Origin of the sequence: Pseudomonas sp. yb_5 (assembly GCF_043103865.1) — a bacterium.
Lineage (GTDB): Bacteria > Pseudomonadota > Gammaproteobacteria > Pseudomonadales > Pseudomonadaceae > Aquipseudomonas > Aquipseudomonas putida_Y.
Genome location: NZ_JBICKE010000022.1, coordinates 1 through 13,895, shown reverse-complemented (window position 1 = coordinate 13,895; position 13,895 = coordinate 1). Strand labels below are relative to the sequence as shown.

Annotated in this window: 13 protein-coding genes; 2 read left to right on the top strand and 11 right to left on the bottom strand. The window is 62.6% G+C overall.

Translation table 11 applies throughout. The features are described 5' to 3' along the window. Positions 1-2 precede the first annotated feature (2 nt). The 8 genes from pabC to ACF8GF_RS03065 all read right to left on the bottom strand — a co-directional run bounded on the left by pabC (position 3) and on the right by ACF8GF_RS03065 (position 6,249). Positions 3-818, bottom strand: a complete 816-nt coding sequence (gene pabC, locus ACF8GF_RS03100) for an aminodeoxychorismate lyase (protein WP_209964427.1) — start codon at positions 816-818, stop codon at positions 3-5. After that, complete coding sequence (fabF, locus tag ACF8GF_RS03095; protein ID WP_010952938.1) at positions 818-2,062, bottom strand: beta-ketoacyl-ACP synthase II; 1,245 nt, start codon at positions 2,060-2,062, stop codon at positions 818-820. The genes pabC and fabF overlap by 1 nt, the downstream gene beginning before the upstream one ends. 187 nt (positions 2,063-2,249) lie before the next feature. Then, a complete protein-coding gene (gene acpP / locus ACF8GF_RS03090) occupies positions 2,250-2,486 on the bottom strand; it encodes an acyl carrier protein (RefSeq protein ID WP_021784983.1) in 237 nt (78 codons plus the stop codon). A 203-nt stretch (positions 2,487-2,689) separates the two neighbouring features. Further along, positions 2,690-3,430: a 3-oxoacyl-ACP reductase FabG gene (gene fabG, locus ACF8GF_RS03085; protein WP_003247160.1), complete on the bottom strand. Its 741-nt coding sequence runs from the start codon at positions 3,428-3,430 to the stop codon at positions 2,690-2,692. Between the two features lie 15 nt (positions 3,431-3,445). Beyond that, complete coding sequence (fabD, locus tag ACF8GF_RS03080) at positions 3,446-4,384, bottom strand: ACP S-malonyltransferase (protein ID WP_129933675.1); 939 nt, start codon at positions 4,382-4,384, stop codon at positions 3,446-3,448. A gap of 127 nt (positions 4,385-4,511) precedes the next feature. After that, entirely contained in the window at positions 4,512-5,522 is a 1,011-nt protein-coding gene (plsX, locus tag ACF8GF_RS03075) for a phosphate acyltransferase PlsX (protein ID WP_176685460.1), read from the bottom strand. A 3-nt stretch (positions 5,523-5,525) separates the two neighbouring features. After that, positions 5,526-5,708, bottom strand: coding sequence for a 50S ribosomal protein L32 (gene rpmF / locus ACF8GF_RS03070; RefSeq protein WP_003247154.1), 183 nt, complete (start codon positions 5,706-5,708; stop codon positions 5,526-5,528). Between the two features lie 13 nt (positions 5,709-5,721). Continuing rightward, the gene (locus ACF8GF_RS03065; RefSeq protein ID WP_010952934.1) at positions 5,722-6,249 is read right to left on the bottom strand and encodes a YceD family protein; all 528 of its coding nucleotides are present in this window, start codon (positions 6,247-6,249) and stop codon (positions 5,722-5,724) included. Positions 6,250-6,345: 96 nt separating this feature from the next. Here ACF8GF_RS03065 and ACF8GF_RS03060 point away from each other — a divergent pair, with 96 nt between their 5' ends. Continuing rightward, a complete protein-coding gene (locus ACF8GF_RS03060) occupies positions 6,346-6,924 on the top strand; it encodes a nucleoside triphosphate pyrophosphatase (RefSeq protein ID WP_176685459.1) in 579 nt (192 codons plus the stop codon). A 198-nt stretch (positions 6,925-7,122) separates the two neighbouring features. Here the strand turns inward: ACF8GF_RS03060 and ACF8GF_RS03055 are convergent, their stop codons facing one another. From ACF8GF_RS03055 to rluC, 3 genes are read right to left on the bottom strand one after another with little or no spacing between them, the layout of a single operon-like run. Then, on the bottom strand, positions 7,123-8,112 hold the full coding sequence (locus ACF8GF_RS03055; protein ID WP_176685458.1) for a S49 family peptidase: 990 nt from the start codon (positions 8,110-8,112) through the stop codon (positions 7,123-7,125). Positions 8,113-8,118: 6 nt separating this feature from the next. Further along, positions 8,119-8,793, bottom strand: coding sequence for an HAD family hydrolase (locus ACF8GF_RS03050; protein WP_176685457.1), 675 nt, complete (start codon positions 8,791-8,793; stop codon positions 8,119-8,121). Positions 8,794-8,796: 3 nt separating this feature from the next. Next, positions 8,797-9,753, bottom strand: a complete 957-nt coding sequence (gene rluC / locus ACF8GF_RS03045; RefSeq protein WP_233693088.1) for a 23S rRNA pseudouridine(955/2504/2580) synthase RluC — start codon at positions 9,751-9,753, stop codon at positions 8,797-8,799. Between the two features lie 797 nt (positions 9,754-10,550). Here rluC and rne point away from each other — a divergent pair. Continuing rightward, positions 10,551-13,823 (top strand): ribonuclease E, encoded by a 3,273-nt coding sequence (rne, locus tag ACF8GF_RS03040; protein WP_176685455.1) that lies wholly within the window; start codon positions 10,551-10,553, stop codon positions 13,821-13,823. The last annotated feature ends 72 nt before the right edge of the window (positions 13,824-13,895 follow it).

Sequence of the window (13,895 nt, the reverse complement as noted above, 5' to 3'; positions counted from 1 at the left end):
ATTCAGGTTTCCAGTAACGTACGGGCAACGGCCTGCAGTTTACGAGTGAGCGGGCCTGGCGACCAGTTTAACGCGGCTACGCCACACACAGGCCAAATGCCGTAAACGCTATTGCAAACAAATACTTCATCTGCTTGCTCCAGCGCGTCGAATGACAGGTCGCAGACTTGTACCGCAATACCCAGCAGCGGGGCCTGTTCCAGCAGTGCGGCACGCATCACTCCCGCCACACCGCAACGGCTAAGGTCGGCAGTAAGCAGCACGCCATCACGCACCAGAAACAGATTGCTGTATACCCCTTCGATCACCCTGCCCTGCGCGTCACGCATCAGGCCTTCGGCATGGCCGCTGTCCTGCCATTCGGCACGGGCCAGCACCTGCTCCAGGCGGTTGAGGTGTTTGAGGCCGGCCAGCAGTGGTTGTTCCCCAAGCCGGGTCTGGCAAGGGAACAAGCGCACGCCATGCTCGGCATGCTCGGCAGGATAGCGGGGTAATGGGCTGCCTTGCAGGATCCGCCGCGGAGCGGCATCGACAGCGGGCGCATAGCCACGCTGGCTATCGCCACGGGTCAGAATGAGTTTGACGACACCCTCGCCCAACTGGCTGGCATAGCGCAGCAACTCGTCGCGTACCAGCGCCAGGTCGGCGTTGATTGCCAGGCGCTGGCAGCCCAGTGCCAAGCGTGCGAGGTGGCCGTCCAGCAAGCTGGGCCGGGCGCCTCGCACAGCGATGGTTTCGAACAGGCCATCGCCGTAGGCCAGGCCGCGGTTCTGCAGGTTGAGTGCAGTCGCCGGCTGGCCGTCGATCCAGCTGTGCATCAGCCGGCAAACCGGCGGAATACCAGCGAGCCGTTGGTGCCGCCAAAGCCGAACGAGTTGGACAGCACCACGTCGATCGGCATGCTGCGCGCCTGGTGGGGAACGAAGTCGAGGTCACACCCCTCGTCCGGCTCGTCCAGGTTGATGGTCGGCGGGGCCATCTGGCTATTGATGGCCAGCACGCTGAAGATCGCCTCCACCGCGCCCGCGGCGCCCAGCAAGTGACCGGTCATCGACTTGGTCGAGCTGACCGCCAGCTTGTAGGCATGCTCGCCGAACACGCGCTTGATCGCCGCCACTTCGGCCACATCGCCCGCCGGGGTAGAAGTGCCGTGGGCGTTGATGTAGCTGACTTCTTCCGGCTGGATACCGGCATCGCGCAAAGCGTTGGCCATGCAGCGGGCAGCGCCCTCGCCAGAGTCGGGTGGCGAGGTCATGTGGTAGGCGTCGCCGCTCATGCCAAAGCCAACCAGCTCTGCATAGATAGTCGCACCGCGGGCCTTGGCGTGCTCCAGCTCCTCGAGCACCAGGGCTCCGGCACCGTCGGACAACACAAAGCCGTCACGCCCCTTGTCCCACGGCCGGCTGGCCCGGCTGGGTTCGTCGTTGCGGGTGGACAACGCGCGCGAAGCGCCAAAACCGCCCATGCCCAGACCACAAGCGGCCATTTCGGCGCCACCTGCGATCATCACGTCAGCTTCACCGTAGGCGATATTGCGCGCGGCCATGCCGATGCAATGGGTGCCGGTGGTGCAAGCGGTGGCGATGGCGTAGTTCGGCCCCTGCAGGCCCAGGTGGATCGACAGGAAACCGGAGATCATGTTGATGATCGAACCCGGCACGAAGAACGGCGAAATGCGGCGCGGCCCCGAATCGTGCAGGGTGCGGCTGGTTTCTTCAATGTTGGTCAGGCCACCGATGCCCGAGCCCATGGCAACGCCAATACGCTCACGGTTGGCGTCGGTGACCTCCAGGCCGGCATTACGCACCGCCTGGAAACCGGCCGCCAGGCCGTACTGGATGAACAGATCGAGTTTGCGGGCCTCTTTGGCCGACAGGTACTGCTCAACCTCGAAGCCTTTCACCGAGCCGCCAAAACGGGTGGAGTAGGCAGACAGGTCCGTGTGTTCGATCGGACCAATGCCACTGCGGCCAGCCAGAATGCCCTGCCAGGTGCTCGGTACATCGGTACCCAGTGGCGACAGCATACCCATACCGGTGACCACGACGCGTCTACGCGACACAGTACTCTCCTTTTCTAATAACAGAGTCTCTTGCCATTGCATTCAAGCGCAGGAATGCAATGGCAACAGACTCTTGGTGCGCGGTGAACGAAGCGGCCTGAAGAATGCGAGGCGCTCGCAAAGAAAAAACCGCACGCCAGCGAAGGCAGTGCGGTTTTCCCCGACAAGTAGCGTCGACTGCAGCGTCTTAGGCCTGGTGGGCCAGGACGTAGTCGATAGCAGCTTGAACGGTAGTGATCTTCTCGGCTTCTTCGTCAGGGATTTCGGTCTCGAATTCCTCTTCCAGAGCCATCACCAGTTCAACGGTGTCAAGCGAATCGGCACCCAGGTCATCGACGAAGGACTTGGAGTTAGTCACTTCTTCTTCCTTGACGCCCAGTTGCTCGGCGACGATTTTCTTGACGCGTTCTTCGATGGTGCTCATACCTAGTTTTCACTCCTAATGGATATATGTCAGGCAGCTGGCCGGTGGCTAATTTTATAGAAAGACGTTCGCTTTTCAAGCGAAACGCACCTTCAGGCTAGTCACCACACCCGCTGCCTGGAATCTGGTTGCAGCTTTATAACGGATTTTAGGCTCGCAGTATGACTCTTTTTTTACGAAACCCGTCACATTGAGTTGCAGTATTACATGTACATCCCGCCGTTTACCGGCACGGTGGCGCCGGTCACGTAGGCTGCGCCGTCGGAAGCCAGGAACGAAACCACCTTGGCAATTTCGTCAGCCTGGCCAAGGCGGCCCAGCGGAATCTGGGTCTGCAGGGCTTCGCGCTGAGCTTCCGGCAGCTCGCGGGTCATGTCGGTATCGATGAAGCCCGGGGTCACCGAGTTGACGGTGATGCCACGCGAACCCACTTCACGCGCCAGGGCGCGACTGAAACCTTCCAGGCCGGCCTTGGCAGCCGCGTAGTTGGCCTGACCTGCGTTACCCATGGCACCGACGACCGAGCCGATGCTGATGATACGACCCCAACGTGCCTTGGTCATGCCACGCAGCACACCCTTGGACAGACGGTAGAGGCTGTTCAGGTTGGTGTCGATGACATCGAACCACTCGTCGTCTTTCATGCGCAGCATGAGGTTGTCGCGGGTGATACCGGCGTTGTTGACCAGGATGGCCGGCGCGCCGAACTGCTCGCCAATGGCGGCCAGTACTGCTTCAACGGATTCGGCACTGGTCACGTTCAGCTCCATGCCGGTGCCGGTGATGCCGTGCTCTTTCAGGGTGGCAGCGATGCGCTCGGCGCCGGACGCCGAAGTGGCGGTGCCGATCACGGTCGCGCCCTGGCGGCCCAGTTCGAGGGCGATGGCCTGGCCAATGCCACGGCTGGCGCCGGTGACCAGTGCAACTTTACCTTGCAGGCTCATGCAAGCTTCTCCAAATCAGGCCAGTGCCGCGCGGGTGGCAGCAACGGCGTCAGGGGTGTTGAGGTTGTAGGTGGTCACGCCGTCGGCGCAACGCTTGTTAAGGCCAGCCAGGACCTTGCCCGGGCCACACTCGACCAGGTTGACCGCACCGTTGGCGGCCAGGGTCTGCACGCACTCGACCCAGCGTACCGGCTGGTACAGCTGTGCCAGCAGGTCGTGCTTGAGGGCATCGAGGTCGGCGGCGACGGCAGCAGTGACGTTCTGCACCACCGGAATCTGCGGGGCCTTCCATTCGATGGCATTGACCGAATCGGCAAAGCGCTCGGCGGCCGGCTTCATCAGGGCGCAGTGCGACGGAACGCTGACCGCCAGCGGCAGGGCGCGCTTGGCACCTTTGGCCTTGCACAGCTCCATGGCACGATCTACCGCTGCCTTGTTACCGGCGATGACCACCTGACCAGGCGAGTTGAAGTTCACGGCGCTGACCACTTCGTCCTCAGCGGCTTCGGCGCAGAGCTCCACGACCACGGCATCGTCCAGACCGAGAATGGCAGCCATGGCGCCATGACCGGCCGGTACGGCTTCCTGCATCAGCTGACCGCGGCGCTCGACCAGGCGAACGGCATCTTTCAGGCTGATGCTGCCTGCAGCGACCAGGGCGCTGTATTCGCCCAGGCTGTGACCGGACACGAAGGCAGGCTTGGCACCGCCCTCTTCCAGCCACAGACGCCACAACGCGATGGACGCGGTGAGGATCGCCGGCTGGGTCTTGTCGGTCTGGTTAAGTTGCTCTTCCGGGCCATCCTGGACCAGCTTCCACAGGTCGTAGCCGAGCGCTTCGGACGCTTCCTTGAAGGTTTCGATGATCACTGGCTTCTCGGCGCCGAGCTCGGCGAGCATGCCCAGCGACTGGGAACCTTGACCGGGAAAGACGAATGCGAGGGATGCAGACATTGAACAAGCCCTTATGATCTTGTCGTCGGATAGTGTGCGCCAGGCCCGAGGCCAAGCGCGGAATCTGAAAACTTGGATGAAAACACAGACCAAGCGGTCACATTTAAGCACTTCATCGGCGAAATGCCTAAGGCAACAAGCCTTCAAGGCGGCCGTGCAGCCGCTGCGGCAGGTTTTCCTGAATTTCGATCAGCGCCCGCTGGATGGCACTCTGAAACCCCTGCACGCCCGCAGAGCCATGACTCTTGATGACGATACCCTGCAGCCCCAGGAAGCTCGCCCCATTGTGCCGCGCCGGCGCCAGGTCGGCCTGCAGACGCCTGAGCAGCGGCATGGCCACGGCCCCGGCAATGCGGGAAAAAGCACCGCCCTTGAACAGTTTTTCGATGCGCACACCGATCATCGTCGCCAGGCCCTCGCTGGATTTGAGCAGTATGTTGCCAACAAAACCATCGCACACCACCACGTCCGCCTCACCCCGGTACAGGCCATCCCCTTCGACGAAACCGACATAGTTGAGGCCGCGGGCGTTCTGCAACAGCGTGGCAGCCAGCTTGACCTGCTGATTGCCTTTGATGTCCTCGGTACCGATATTCAACAGTGCCACGCGTGGCCGGTGCACACCCAGGGCCTGAGCGGCCACCGAGCCCATTACGGCGAACTGGTAGAGGTTTTCGGCACTGCAGTCGACATTCGCGCCCAGATCGAGCAGTTGGCAGTAACCCGTCTGGGTCGGGATCGCCGCCACCATGGCCGGCCGATCGATACCCGGCAGGGTCTTGAGCACGAAGCGCGACAACGCCATCAGCGCCCCGGTATTGCCGGCACTGACGCAGGCCTGGGCTTTTCCGTCGCGCACCAGTTCGAGGGCGATGCGCATCGACGAATCCGGCTTGCCGCGTAACGCCTGGGATGGCCGCTCGTCCATACCGATTACCTCACTGGCGGCGACAATCTGCAGGCGCGCGCGATCCGCGGCTGGCAGGCCACTGACGAGATCTTCAAGGAGGGAGGGTTGACCGACGAGGGTCAGGTGGAGCGAGGGGGTAGCCGAAAGGCAGGCAATGCTAGCCTGGACAATGCTGCGGGGACCGAAGTCCCCGCCCATTGCGTCGATCGCGATGACCTGAGCGGACAAGGATTACTCGTCAGCGCCCTTGTCAACCACTTTACGACCACGGTATACGCCTTCTGGCGAAACGTGGTGACGCAGGTGAACTTCACCAGTGGTTTTCTCTACCGACAGCGCGTTTTCCGACAGAGCGTCGTGCGAACGGCGCATGTCACGGGCAGAGCGGGATTTTTTGTTCTGCTGAACAGCCATAATTGATTAACTCCTAAACGTTTGGGTCACGCTTTAACTGCGCCAAAACACTGAACGGGTTGGACCGCGATACCTCGTCCTTGCTCGATTCGGGCTCGTCTGCGCCCGCCGGCTGCTGGCATTCTTCCGGATGATGAGCAGGCACGATTGGCAAGGCGAGCAAAAGCTCCTCCTCGACCAATGCCTGCAGATCCAAAGGATCTTCGCCCAGTTCCAGCACGTCATAGCCTTTCGGCAACGACTGGGTATTCGCACCCTCCTTCACCACCGCGTAAGTACATTCGCTGTGGATCGGCAGGGTGACCAGCTCAAGACAACGCTGGCAAACCATCTTGACTTCGACGTCCAGCTCGCTGTGGATAACCACCACGTGCTGCTCATCTCGTTCAAAATCGAACTTCGCCTGCACCGTACCGACATTGTCGGAAAGCGGGTCGCAGAGTCTTTCCAAATCAGCGAGTTGCAGCGAACCGTTAAGGGTTACGCCACGATCGGCTAATTTGCGCGGGTCAACGTGAGGTGGAATCGGGTCATTCAACATAGGCGCAGCATTCTAGGGATGCCCCCCGCCCCTGTCAAAGGAAATTAGGCGGCATCGTGCGTGATAGAATTGGTTCAACCGAACCCGGAGTCTACCATGCTTCCTTTGTTACTGGCTTCCAGCTCTGCCTATCGCCGCGAACTGCTCGCACGCCTGCACCTGCCCTTCACCTGGGCAAGCCCCGACATAGACGAGCAACGCCTGGATGGCGAGCCGCCCGTAGAACTGGTGCGCCGGCTGGCCAGGCAAAAGGCCGAGGTATTGGCAGGCAGCCATCCCGGGCACCTGATTATCGGCTCGGACCAGGTTGCAGTATTGGGTGAGCAGGTGCTGGGCAAGCCACATACATTCGAGCGCGCCTGCGAGCAACTACTGGAGTGCAGCGGGCAACAGGTGAACTTCCTGACCGGGCTGGCACTGCTGAACAGCGCCACCGGGCACTGCCAGGTAGATTGCGTGCCTTTTACCGTGACACTGCGCGAATTGAGCAGGGAACAGGTAGAGCGTTACGTGACAGCAGAACAGCCGCTGGATTGCGCAGGGAGCTTCAAGGCGGAGGGGTTGGGGGTGAGCTTGTTCCAGAGCACGCACGGGTGCGATGCGACCAGCCTGATCGGGCTGCCGCTGATTCGGCTGGTGGATATGCTGACCAAGGAAGGGGTGATGGTTCCGTAACCTGGCCGGGGATTTGGGCGCCCGGCGGATCGAGCGCCGCCCGGGAGGGTGAACGATCGGGGATGTTGGACGGCTGGTCCGGCCTATTCGCGGGTAAACCCGCTCCTACAACGGGCACCCCGATCGATGAGCGAGCCTGAGCGCAATGCGCCGCGCGGGCGGCGCTCGATCTGCCAGGCAAAACAAGCTGCGACGGACTCAACGCAACTGCGGCCCCTGGAACCCCATCCACATCGCCAGGTGCTCAGCCACGCTGGCCCCCACGCGCTTGGAGAAGCGATCGAAAGGCGACTCCTGAACAGTGAAGTCCACCAACTCCTTTTCGCCCACGATTTCACGCGCCACATAGCTGGCACTGCCCAAGCCATCCACCAGCCCCAGCGCCTTGGCCTGCTCACCCGACCAGATCAGGCCGCTGAACAACTCCGGGTGCTCCTTATCCTTCAAGCGCTCACCCCGCCCCTGCTTCACCATGGCGATGAACTGTTGGTGCGTGGTATCCAGCACACCCTGCCAGAACCGGGTCTCGTCTGGTTTTTCCGGCGAAAACGGATCAAGGAACGCCTTGTGCTCACCCGATGTATAGGCACGCCGCTCGACCCCCAGCTTTTCCATGGCGCCGACAAAGCCATAACCGGCCGCCGTCACACCAATGGAACCCACCAGACTGGCCTTGTCGGCATAGATCTCGTCCGCCGCACTGGCGATGTAATAGGCACCGGAAGCACCCAGGTCGGCGATCACCGCATACAGCTTGATAGCGGGATATTCGGCACGCAGGCGACGAATTTCGTCATACACGTAACCCGCCTGCACCGGGCTGCCACCCGGACTGTTGATGCGCATCACCACAGCCTTGGTCTTGTCATCCCTGAACGCCGCTCGCAGGCTCTTGACGATGTTATCGGCGCTGGCAGCCTCCTGATCGGCAATCACCCCGCGCACCTCGACCAGCGCGGTATGGCTGGCACCGCGCGAAGCGGCCTTGTCCATGTCCATCAGCGGCGAGAACAACGCCAGAATGCCGAACAGGTAGACGAAGGTCAGCAGCTTGAAGAAGATCCCCCAGCGCCGCGACCGTCGCTGCTCCTGCACACTGGCCAGCAAGGTCTTTTCCAGCAGCTTCCAGCTGTTGCGCTCTTCGCGCTCCCCGGGCTCGGCCTCTGGGGCTTTCCATTCGTCTGCCATGCTTACCTACCTTGGAAGTGGAGTTGCGGAACCACCCAGCCACTCGCGCAACTGGGAAAAGTGATCGATGCATACCTGCGGGCCAAACTCGGCCAGCGCCTGCAGCGACATGGCACCATAGCCAACCGCCACCGAATGCATGCCGGCATTGCTGGCCATCTGCAGGTCGAATGCCGAATCTCCGACCATCAGTGCACGCGTCGGTTCGACGCCACAATGACCGAGGATTTCCTCGAGCATCAGCGGGTGCGGCTTGCCCCGGGTCTCGTCAGCGGCACGGGTGATATCGAAGAACCGCTCCCAGCCATTGGCCTTGAGCACCCGATCCAGCCCGCGACGGGCCTTGCCGGTGGCCACCGCCAGGCGGTAACCCTCGGCACGAAAGGCATCCAGCGACTCGACCACGCCTTCGAACAGCGGCGAAGGCTGCTGATCCAGCGCAACGTAGACATCGGCATAGTGCTGACGGAAGCTGGCAACCCCTGCAGGCGCCAGGTGCGGGTACAGGGTGTGGATCGCCTCGTCCAGGGCCAGACCGATGATACCCTTGACCGCAGCGTCGCTGCTCTGCGCCTCGCCGGCACGCTCGGCGGCGACACTCATGGCCTCGACGATACGCCCAATGGAATCGGCCAGGGTGCCGTCCCAGTCGAAGATCAGTAGCTCATAGCCTTTTTTCATGGGTCAGGACGCACTCAGACGTTCAACGGTTTTCGCCCAGACCTCATCCACAGGCGCCTCGAGCTTCAATTCACCGCCGTCCGGCAGCGGCACGGTCAACGCATAGGCATGCAGGAACAGGCGCTTGCCACCCAGCTCACGAATTTCGCGGCTGAAGTCTTCGTCACCGTATTTGCTGTCGCCAGCGATCATGTGCCCGGCATGCAAGGTGTGCACGCGGATCTGATGGGTACGACCAGTGATCGGGCGCGCCTCGACAATGGTGGCAAAGTCGCCAAAACGGCGCAGCACCCGAAACAGGGTCAGCGCCTCTTTGCCTTCCTCGTTCACTTCAACCATGCGCTCACCGGAACGCAGGTTGCTCTTGAGCAACGGCGCGTTGACCTGCTTTTTCGAGGTTGGCCAGTGGCCGCGCACCAGCGCCATGTAGCGCTTGTCGACACCATCGCCGCGCAGGGCGGCATGCAGGTGGCGCAGCATGCTGCGCTTCTTGGCGATCATCAACAGACCAGACGTGTCGCGATCCAGGCGGTGCACCAACTCCAGCTCCTTGGCGTCCGGGCGCAACTGGCGCAGCGCCTCGATCACCCCGAAGCTCAGGCCACTGCCGCCATGCACGGCGATGCCGGCCGGCTTGTTCATCACGATAAGCGCCTTGTCTTCGTAAACAATGGCGGCCTCCAGGCGCTGCAGCAGGCCTTGGGCCACCGGCGCCGGCTCGTCTCGCTCCGGCAAGCGGACGGGCGGAACCCGCACGATGTCGCCGGCCTGGATTTTGTACTCCGGCTTGACGCGGCCCTTGTTGACCCTCACCTCACCCTTGCGCAGGATGCGGTAGACCAGTGTCTTGGGCACGCCCTTGAGGGCCGTGATGAGGAAATTATCGATGCGTTGGCCGGCAAGCTCCGGCGCGACTTCGATCAGCTGAACGCCGGAAGTCGGAGGGGTATTGGTCGTCATTGCGGGATCATAACAATTTTTTATGGAATTGAAGCACTTAATCATTGCTGCTATAGTCGCGAACGCCGCCAAAAGCGGCAGGCCAGCGGCATCAGGCTCTTTGCCGGTCCCTGACCTTCGCAATTCTCCAGGACGCGAGGCCGTCCTACGGGGTTTTCGCCAGTTTACCGAAATGCCTGGAATCGCCACCAGCGCCGTGTAGAGAAGACCGAAAAAAAACGACAAGTGCGGTGTTTCACCTGCTTACCCGATTCTTTTCGCTGCACCTCTGCCCGCGAGTCGCTTCCACGCATCGCCCGGCGAATGCTTCGGAAATACCTGCCTTGGACATGAATGGCGCCAGTGCAGAACCAGCGCTGGCGAAAAATGCAACCCGTTGCGGATTCAGCGCGCGGCAGCACCCGAATTATCAGGGATACGTGCAGGGTGGAGATGCACAGCCCTCGGACCGTGTAGCACCGCGTCCGGCCACCAGCCCACTGACGGCTGGTGAGCGGATAAGGTCCTGAACAGATGCCCTCCGGGCGTCCACGGCTGACGGTTGATTCCTCCTCCTGACTGAGTGCACAAGGCCCGCTTGGTTGATTCGGATACCTATTCGAAGCCACCGGGGCCTTGTTGGCACCGCAGCAAACAGGACGCGTCGTCGCGACAACGGCAGGCTGGGCAACCGGCTGGTGCCGAACGTCGCTCGACACGGGGGTGGCCCGGCCACCCTTTGCGCACCTTGGCACCGACCATGAGACGTCGTGTGTGCCGAACGCCGTTTCCGGCAGCCCGGAAACCGACGGTACAACATGAAAAGAATGCTGATTAACGCGACTCAACCCGAAGAGTTGCGTGTAGCCCTGGTGGACGGCCAACGTCTCTACGACCTGGACATCGAGTCCGGCGCGCGCGAGCAGAAAAAGGCCAACATCTACAAAGGCAAGATCACCCGCATCGAACCCAGCCTCGAAGCCGCCTTCGTCGACTTCGGTTCCGAACGTCACGGCTTCCTGCCGCTGAAAGAAATCTCCCGCGAGTACTTCAAGAAGGCCCCAGAAGGCCGGGTCAACATCAAGGAAGTGCTCAGCGAAGGCCAGGAAGTCATCGTTCAGGTCGAGAAGGAAGAGCGCGGCAACAAAGGCGCCGCCCTCACCACCTTCATCAGCCTGGCCGGCCGCTACCTGGTGCTGATGCCCAACAACCCGCGTGCCGGTGGCATCTCCCGCCGCATCGAAGGCGAAGAGCGCAACGAACTGCGCGAAGCCCTGAACGGCCTGACCGTGCCGGGCGACATGGGCCTGATCGTGCGCACTGCCGGCCTTGGCCGCAGCAGCGAAGAAATGCAATGGGACCTGGACTACCTGCTGCAACTGTGGACCGCCATCAAGGAAGCGTCCCTGGACCGCGCCGCGCCATTCCTGATCTATCAGGAAAGCAACGTCATCATCCGCGCCATCCGTGACTACCTGCGCCAGGACATCGGCGAAGTGCTGATCGACAGCATCGAAGCCCAGGAAGAAGCACTGACCTTCATCCGCCAGGTGATGCCGCAGTACGCCAGCAAGGTCAAGCTGTACGAAGACAGCGTGCCACTGTTCAACCGCTTCCAGATCGAAAGCCAGATCGAGACGGCCTTCCAGCGCGTGGTTGACCTGCCGTCCGGTGGCTCGATCGTGATCGACCCGACCGAAGCCCTGGTGTCCATCGACATCAACTCGGCGCGCGCCACCAAAGGCAGCGACATCGAAGAAACCGCCCTGCAGACCAACCTGGAAGCAGCCGAGGAAATCGCCCGCCAGCTGCGCCTGCGTGACATCGGCGGCCTGATCGTCATCGACTTCATCGACATGACCCCGGCAAAGAACCAACGCGCCGTTGAAGAGCGCGTTCGTGAATGCCTGGAAGCCGACCGCGCCCGCGTGCAGGTAGGCCGCATCTCGCGCTTCGGCCTGCTGGAAATGTCCCGTCAGCGCCTGCGCCCATCGCTGGGCGAAAGCAGCGGCATCGTTTGCCCGCGCTGCTCCGGCACCGGCATCATCCGTGACGTCGAGTCGCTGTCGCTGGCCATCCTGCGCCTGATCGAAGAAGAAGCCCTGAAGGACCGCACCGCCGAAGTACGCGCTCAGGTGCCGATCCCGGTAGCCGCTTTCCTGCTGAACGAAAAGCGCAACTCGATCACCAAAATCGAGCTGCGCACCCGTGCGCGCATCATCATCCTGCCGAACGACCACCTGGAAACCCCGCACTTCGAAGTCCAGCGCCTGCGCGACGACAACCCTGAAGTGCTGAACAACCAGTCCAGCTACGAAATCGCCGCCGCCGAAGCCGAAGAAGCGCCGCAGCCGACCGCCACCCGCACCCTGGTACGCCAGGAAGCCGCAGTGAAAACGGCCCCGGCCCGCGCCAACGCACCGGTACCGGTCGCCGCTGAAGAGCCCCAGCCTGCCGCGCCGGTCGCCCCTGCCCCGAGCGCTCCAGAGCCAAGCCTGTTCAAAGGCCTGGTGAAGTCGCTGGTCAGCCTGTTCGCCGGCAAGGACGAGCCTGCCGCCGCGCCAGTGGTTCCCGCCGCCGAAAAACCGGCCGCCGAGCGCAGCCCGCGCAACGAAGAACGCCGCAACGGCCGCCAGCAAAGCCGCAACCGCAACGGCCGCCGCGACGAAGAACGCAAGCCGCGCGAAGAGCGTGCCGAGCGCGCACCGCGTGAAGAGCGTGCACCGCGCGAAGAACGCGCCCCACGTGAAGAGCGTGCACCGCGTGAGGAACGCGCCCCACGTGAAGAGCGTGCACCGCGCGAGGAACGCGCCCCACGCGAAGAACGTGCTCCACGCCAGCCACGCGAAGACCGCCGTAGCAACCGCGGCGAAGAGCGCGTTCGCGAATTGCGCGAGCCGCTGGACGCTACGCCACCAGCCGAACGCGAAGAGCGCCAGCCGCGTGAAGAGCGTGCTCCACGCGAAGAGCGTGCACCTCGTGAAGAACGTGCCCAACGTGAAGAGCGCGCACCTCGTGAGGAACGTGCTCCACGCGAAGAGCGCGCACCTCGTGAGGAACGTGCCCCACGTGAAGAGCGCGCACCTCGTGAGGAACGTGCTCCACGTGAAGAGCGCGCACCTCGTGAAGAACGTGCTCCACGTGAAGAACGCGCCCCGCGCCCACCACGCGAAGAGCGCCAACCACGCGCTGTCGAAGAAGCTGCCGAACAGGCTGCCGAGCTGGCCGAAGAGCAACTGCCAAGCGAAGAGCTGCAGCAAGACGAGCAGGAAGGCACCGATGGCGAGCGCCCGCGCCGCCGCTCCCGTGGCCAGCGTCGTCGCAGCAACCGTCGTGAGCGTCAGCGCAACGCCAATGGCGAACTGATCGACGGCAGTGAAGAAGAAGGCAGCGAAGAGCAGCCACAACAGCACCAGGCCACCGAGCTGGGTGCCGAACTGGCTGCCGGCCTTGCCGTGACGGCTGCTGTCGCCAGCAGCAACATCAGCTCCGACGCAGAAGCCCAGGCCAACCAGCAGGCCGAGCGTGCTACCGCCGAAGTCGCTACCGTTGCAGAAACCGACAACAGCGAAGCCACCCAGCCGGTCGAGCAGGTCGAAGCGGTCGCCAAAGCTGAAGAAGCGTCCGTGGCCCCAGCGGTCGAGCAGCCGGTCACCGAGCCAGTGGCCGCAGCCGAGGCAACTGCCGAGCCTGTGGTCGAAACTGCCCCGCAGCCTGTCGCTGAAGACGCACCTGCTGTTGAGTCGGCCGTGGTTGCAGAAACCGTGGCCGCTGAAACCCCAGTAGAAGCCCCAACGGTGGAAGCCGGTGAAATCGAACAGGCCCCGGCCGTGGTCGAAGTCACTCCGGTTGCTGTACAGCCTGCCCCGGTTGTCGAAGCCCAGCCAGAAGTGGCGGCCGAGCCTGCACCTGCAGCGGTCGAACCTGCCACTGTCATGCTGGCCAACGGCCGCGCACCGAACGACCCACGTGAAGTGCGTCGCCGCAAGCGTGAGGCCGAGGCTGCTGCCAAAGCCGCACAGGAAGCTGCTGCAGCCTCCCAGGAACCAGCCCTGGAAGCCGCCGATGAGCACAAACCTCATCACGGCTGATAGCCAAAGCTGAATGAAAAAGCCCCGCCAGTGCGAACTGGCGGGGCTTTTTTTGGCTTGCCTGACTGGCCT

What these genes read in the sequence shown, in the direction of transcription:
- fabD (WP_129933675.1), bottom strand. Translation starts at nt 4,384, where the DNA reads ATGTCTGCATCCCTCGCATTCGTCTTTCCCGGTCAAGGTTCCCAGTCG.
- ACF8GF_RS03060 (WP_176685459.1), top strand. Translation starts at nt 6,346, where the DNA reads ATGCTTCCTTTGTTACTGGCTTCCAGCTCTGCCTATCGCCGCGAACTG.
- pabC (WP_209964427.1), bottom strand. Translation starts at nt 818, where the DNA reads ATGCACAGCTGGATCGACGGCCAGCCGGCGACTGCACTCAACCTGCAG.
- ACF8GF_RS03055 (WP_176685458.1), bottom strand. Translation starts at nt 8,112, where the DNA reads ATGGCAGACGAATGGAAAGCCCCAGAGGCCGAGCCCGGGGAGCGCGAA.
- rluC (WP_233693088.1), bottom strand. Translation starts at nt 9,753, where the DNA reads ATGACGACCAATACCCCTCCGACTTCCGGCGTTCAGCTGATCGAAGTC.
- acpP (WP_021784983.1), bottom strand. Translation starts at nt 2,486, where the DNA reads ATGAGCACCATCGAAGAACGCGTCAAGAAAATCGTCGCCGAGCAACTG.
- rne (WP_176685455.1), top strand. Translation starts at nt 10,551, where the DNA reads ATGAAAAGAATGCTGATTAACGCGACTCAACCCGAAGAGTTGCGTGTA.
- fabG (WP_003247160.1), bottom strand. Translation starts at nt 3,430, where the DNA reads ATGAGCCTGCAAGGTAAAGTTGCACTGGTCACCGGCGCCAGCCGTGGC.
- rpmF (WP_003247154.1), bottom strand. Translation starts at nt 5,708, where the DNA reads ATGGCTGTTCAGCAGAACAAAAAATCCCGCTCTGCCCGTGACATGCGC.
- ACF8GF_RS03050 (WP_176685457.1), bottom strand. Translation starts at nt 8,793, where the DNA reads ATGAAAAAAGGCTATGAGCTACTGATCTTCGACTGGGACGGCACCCTG.
- ACF8GF_RS03065 (WP_010952934.1), bottom strand. Translation starts at nt 6,249, where the DNA reads ATGTTGAATGACCCGATTCCACCTCACGTTGACCCGCGCAAATTAGCC.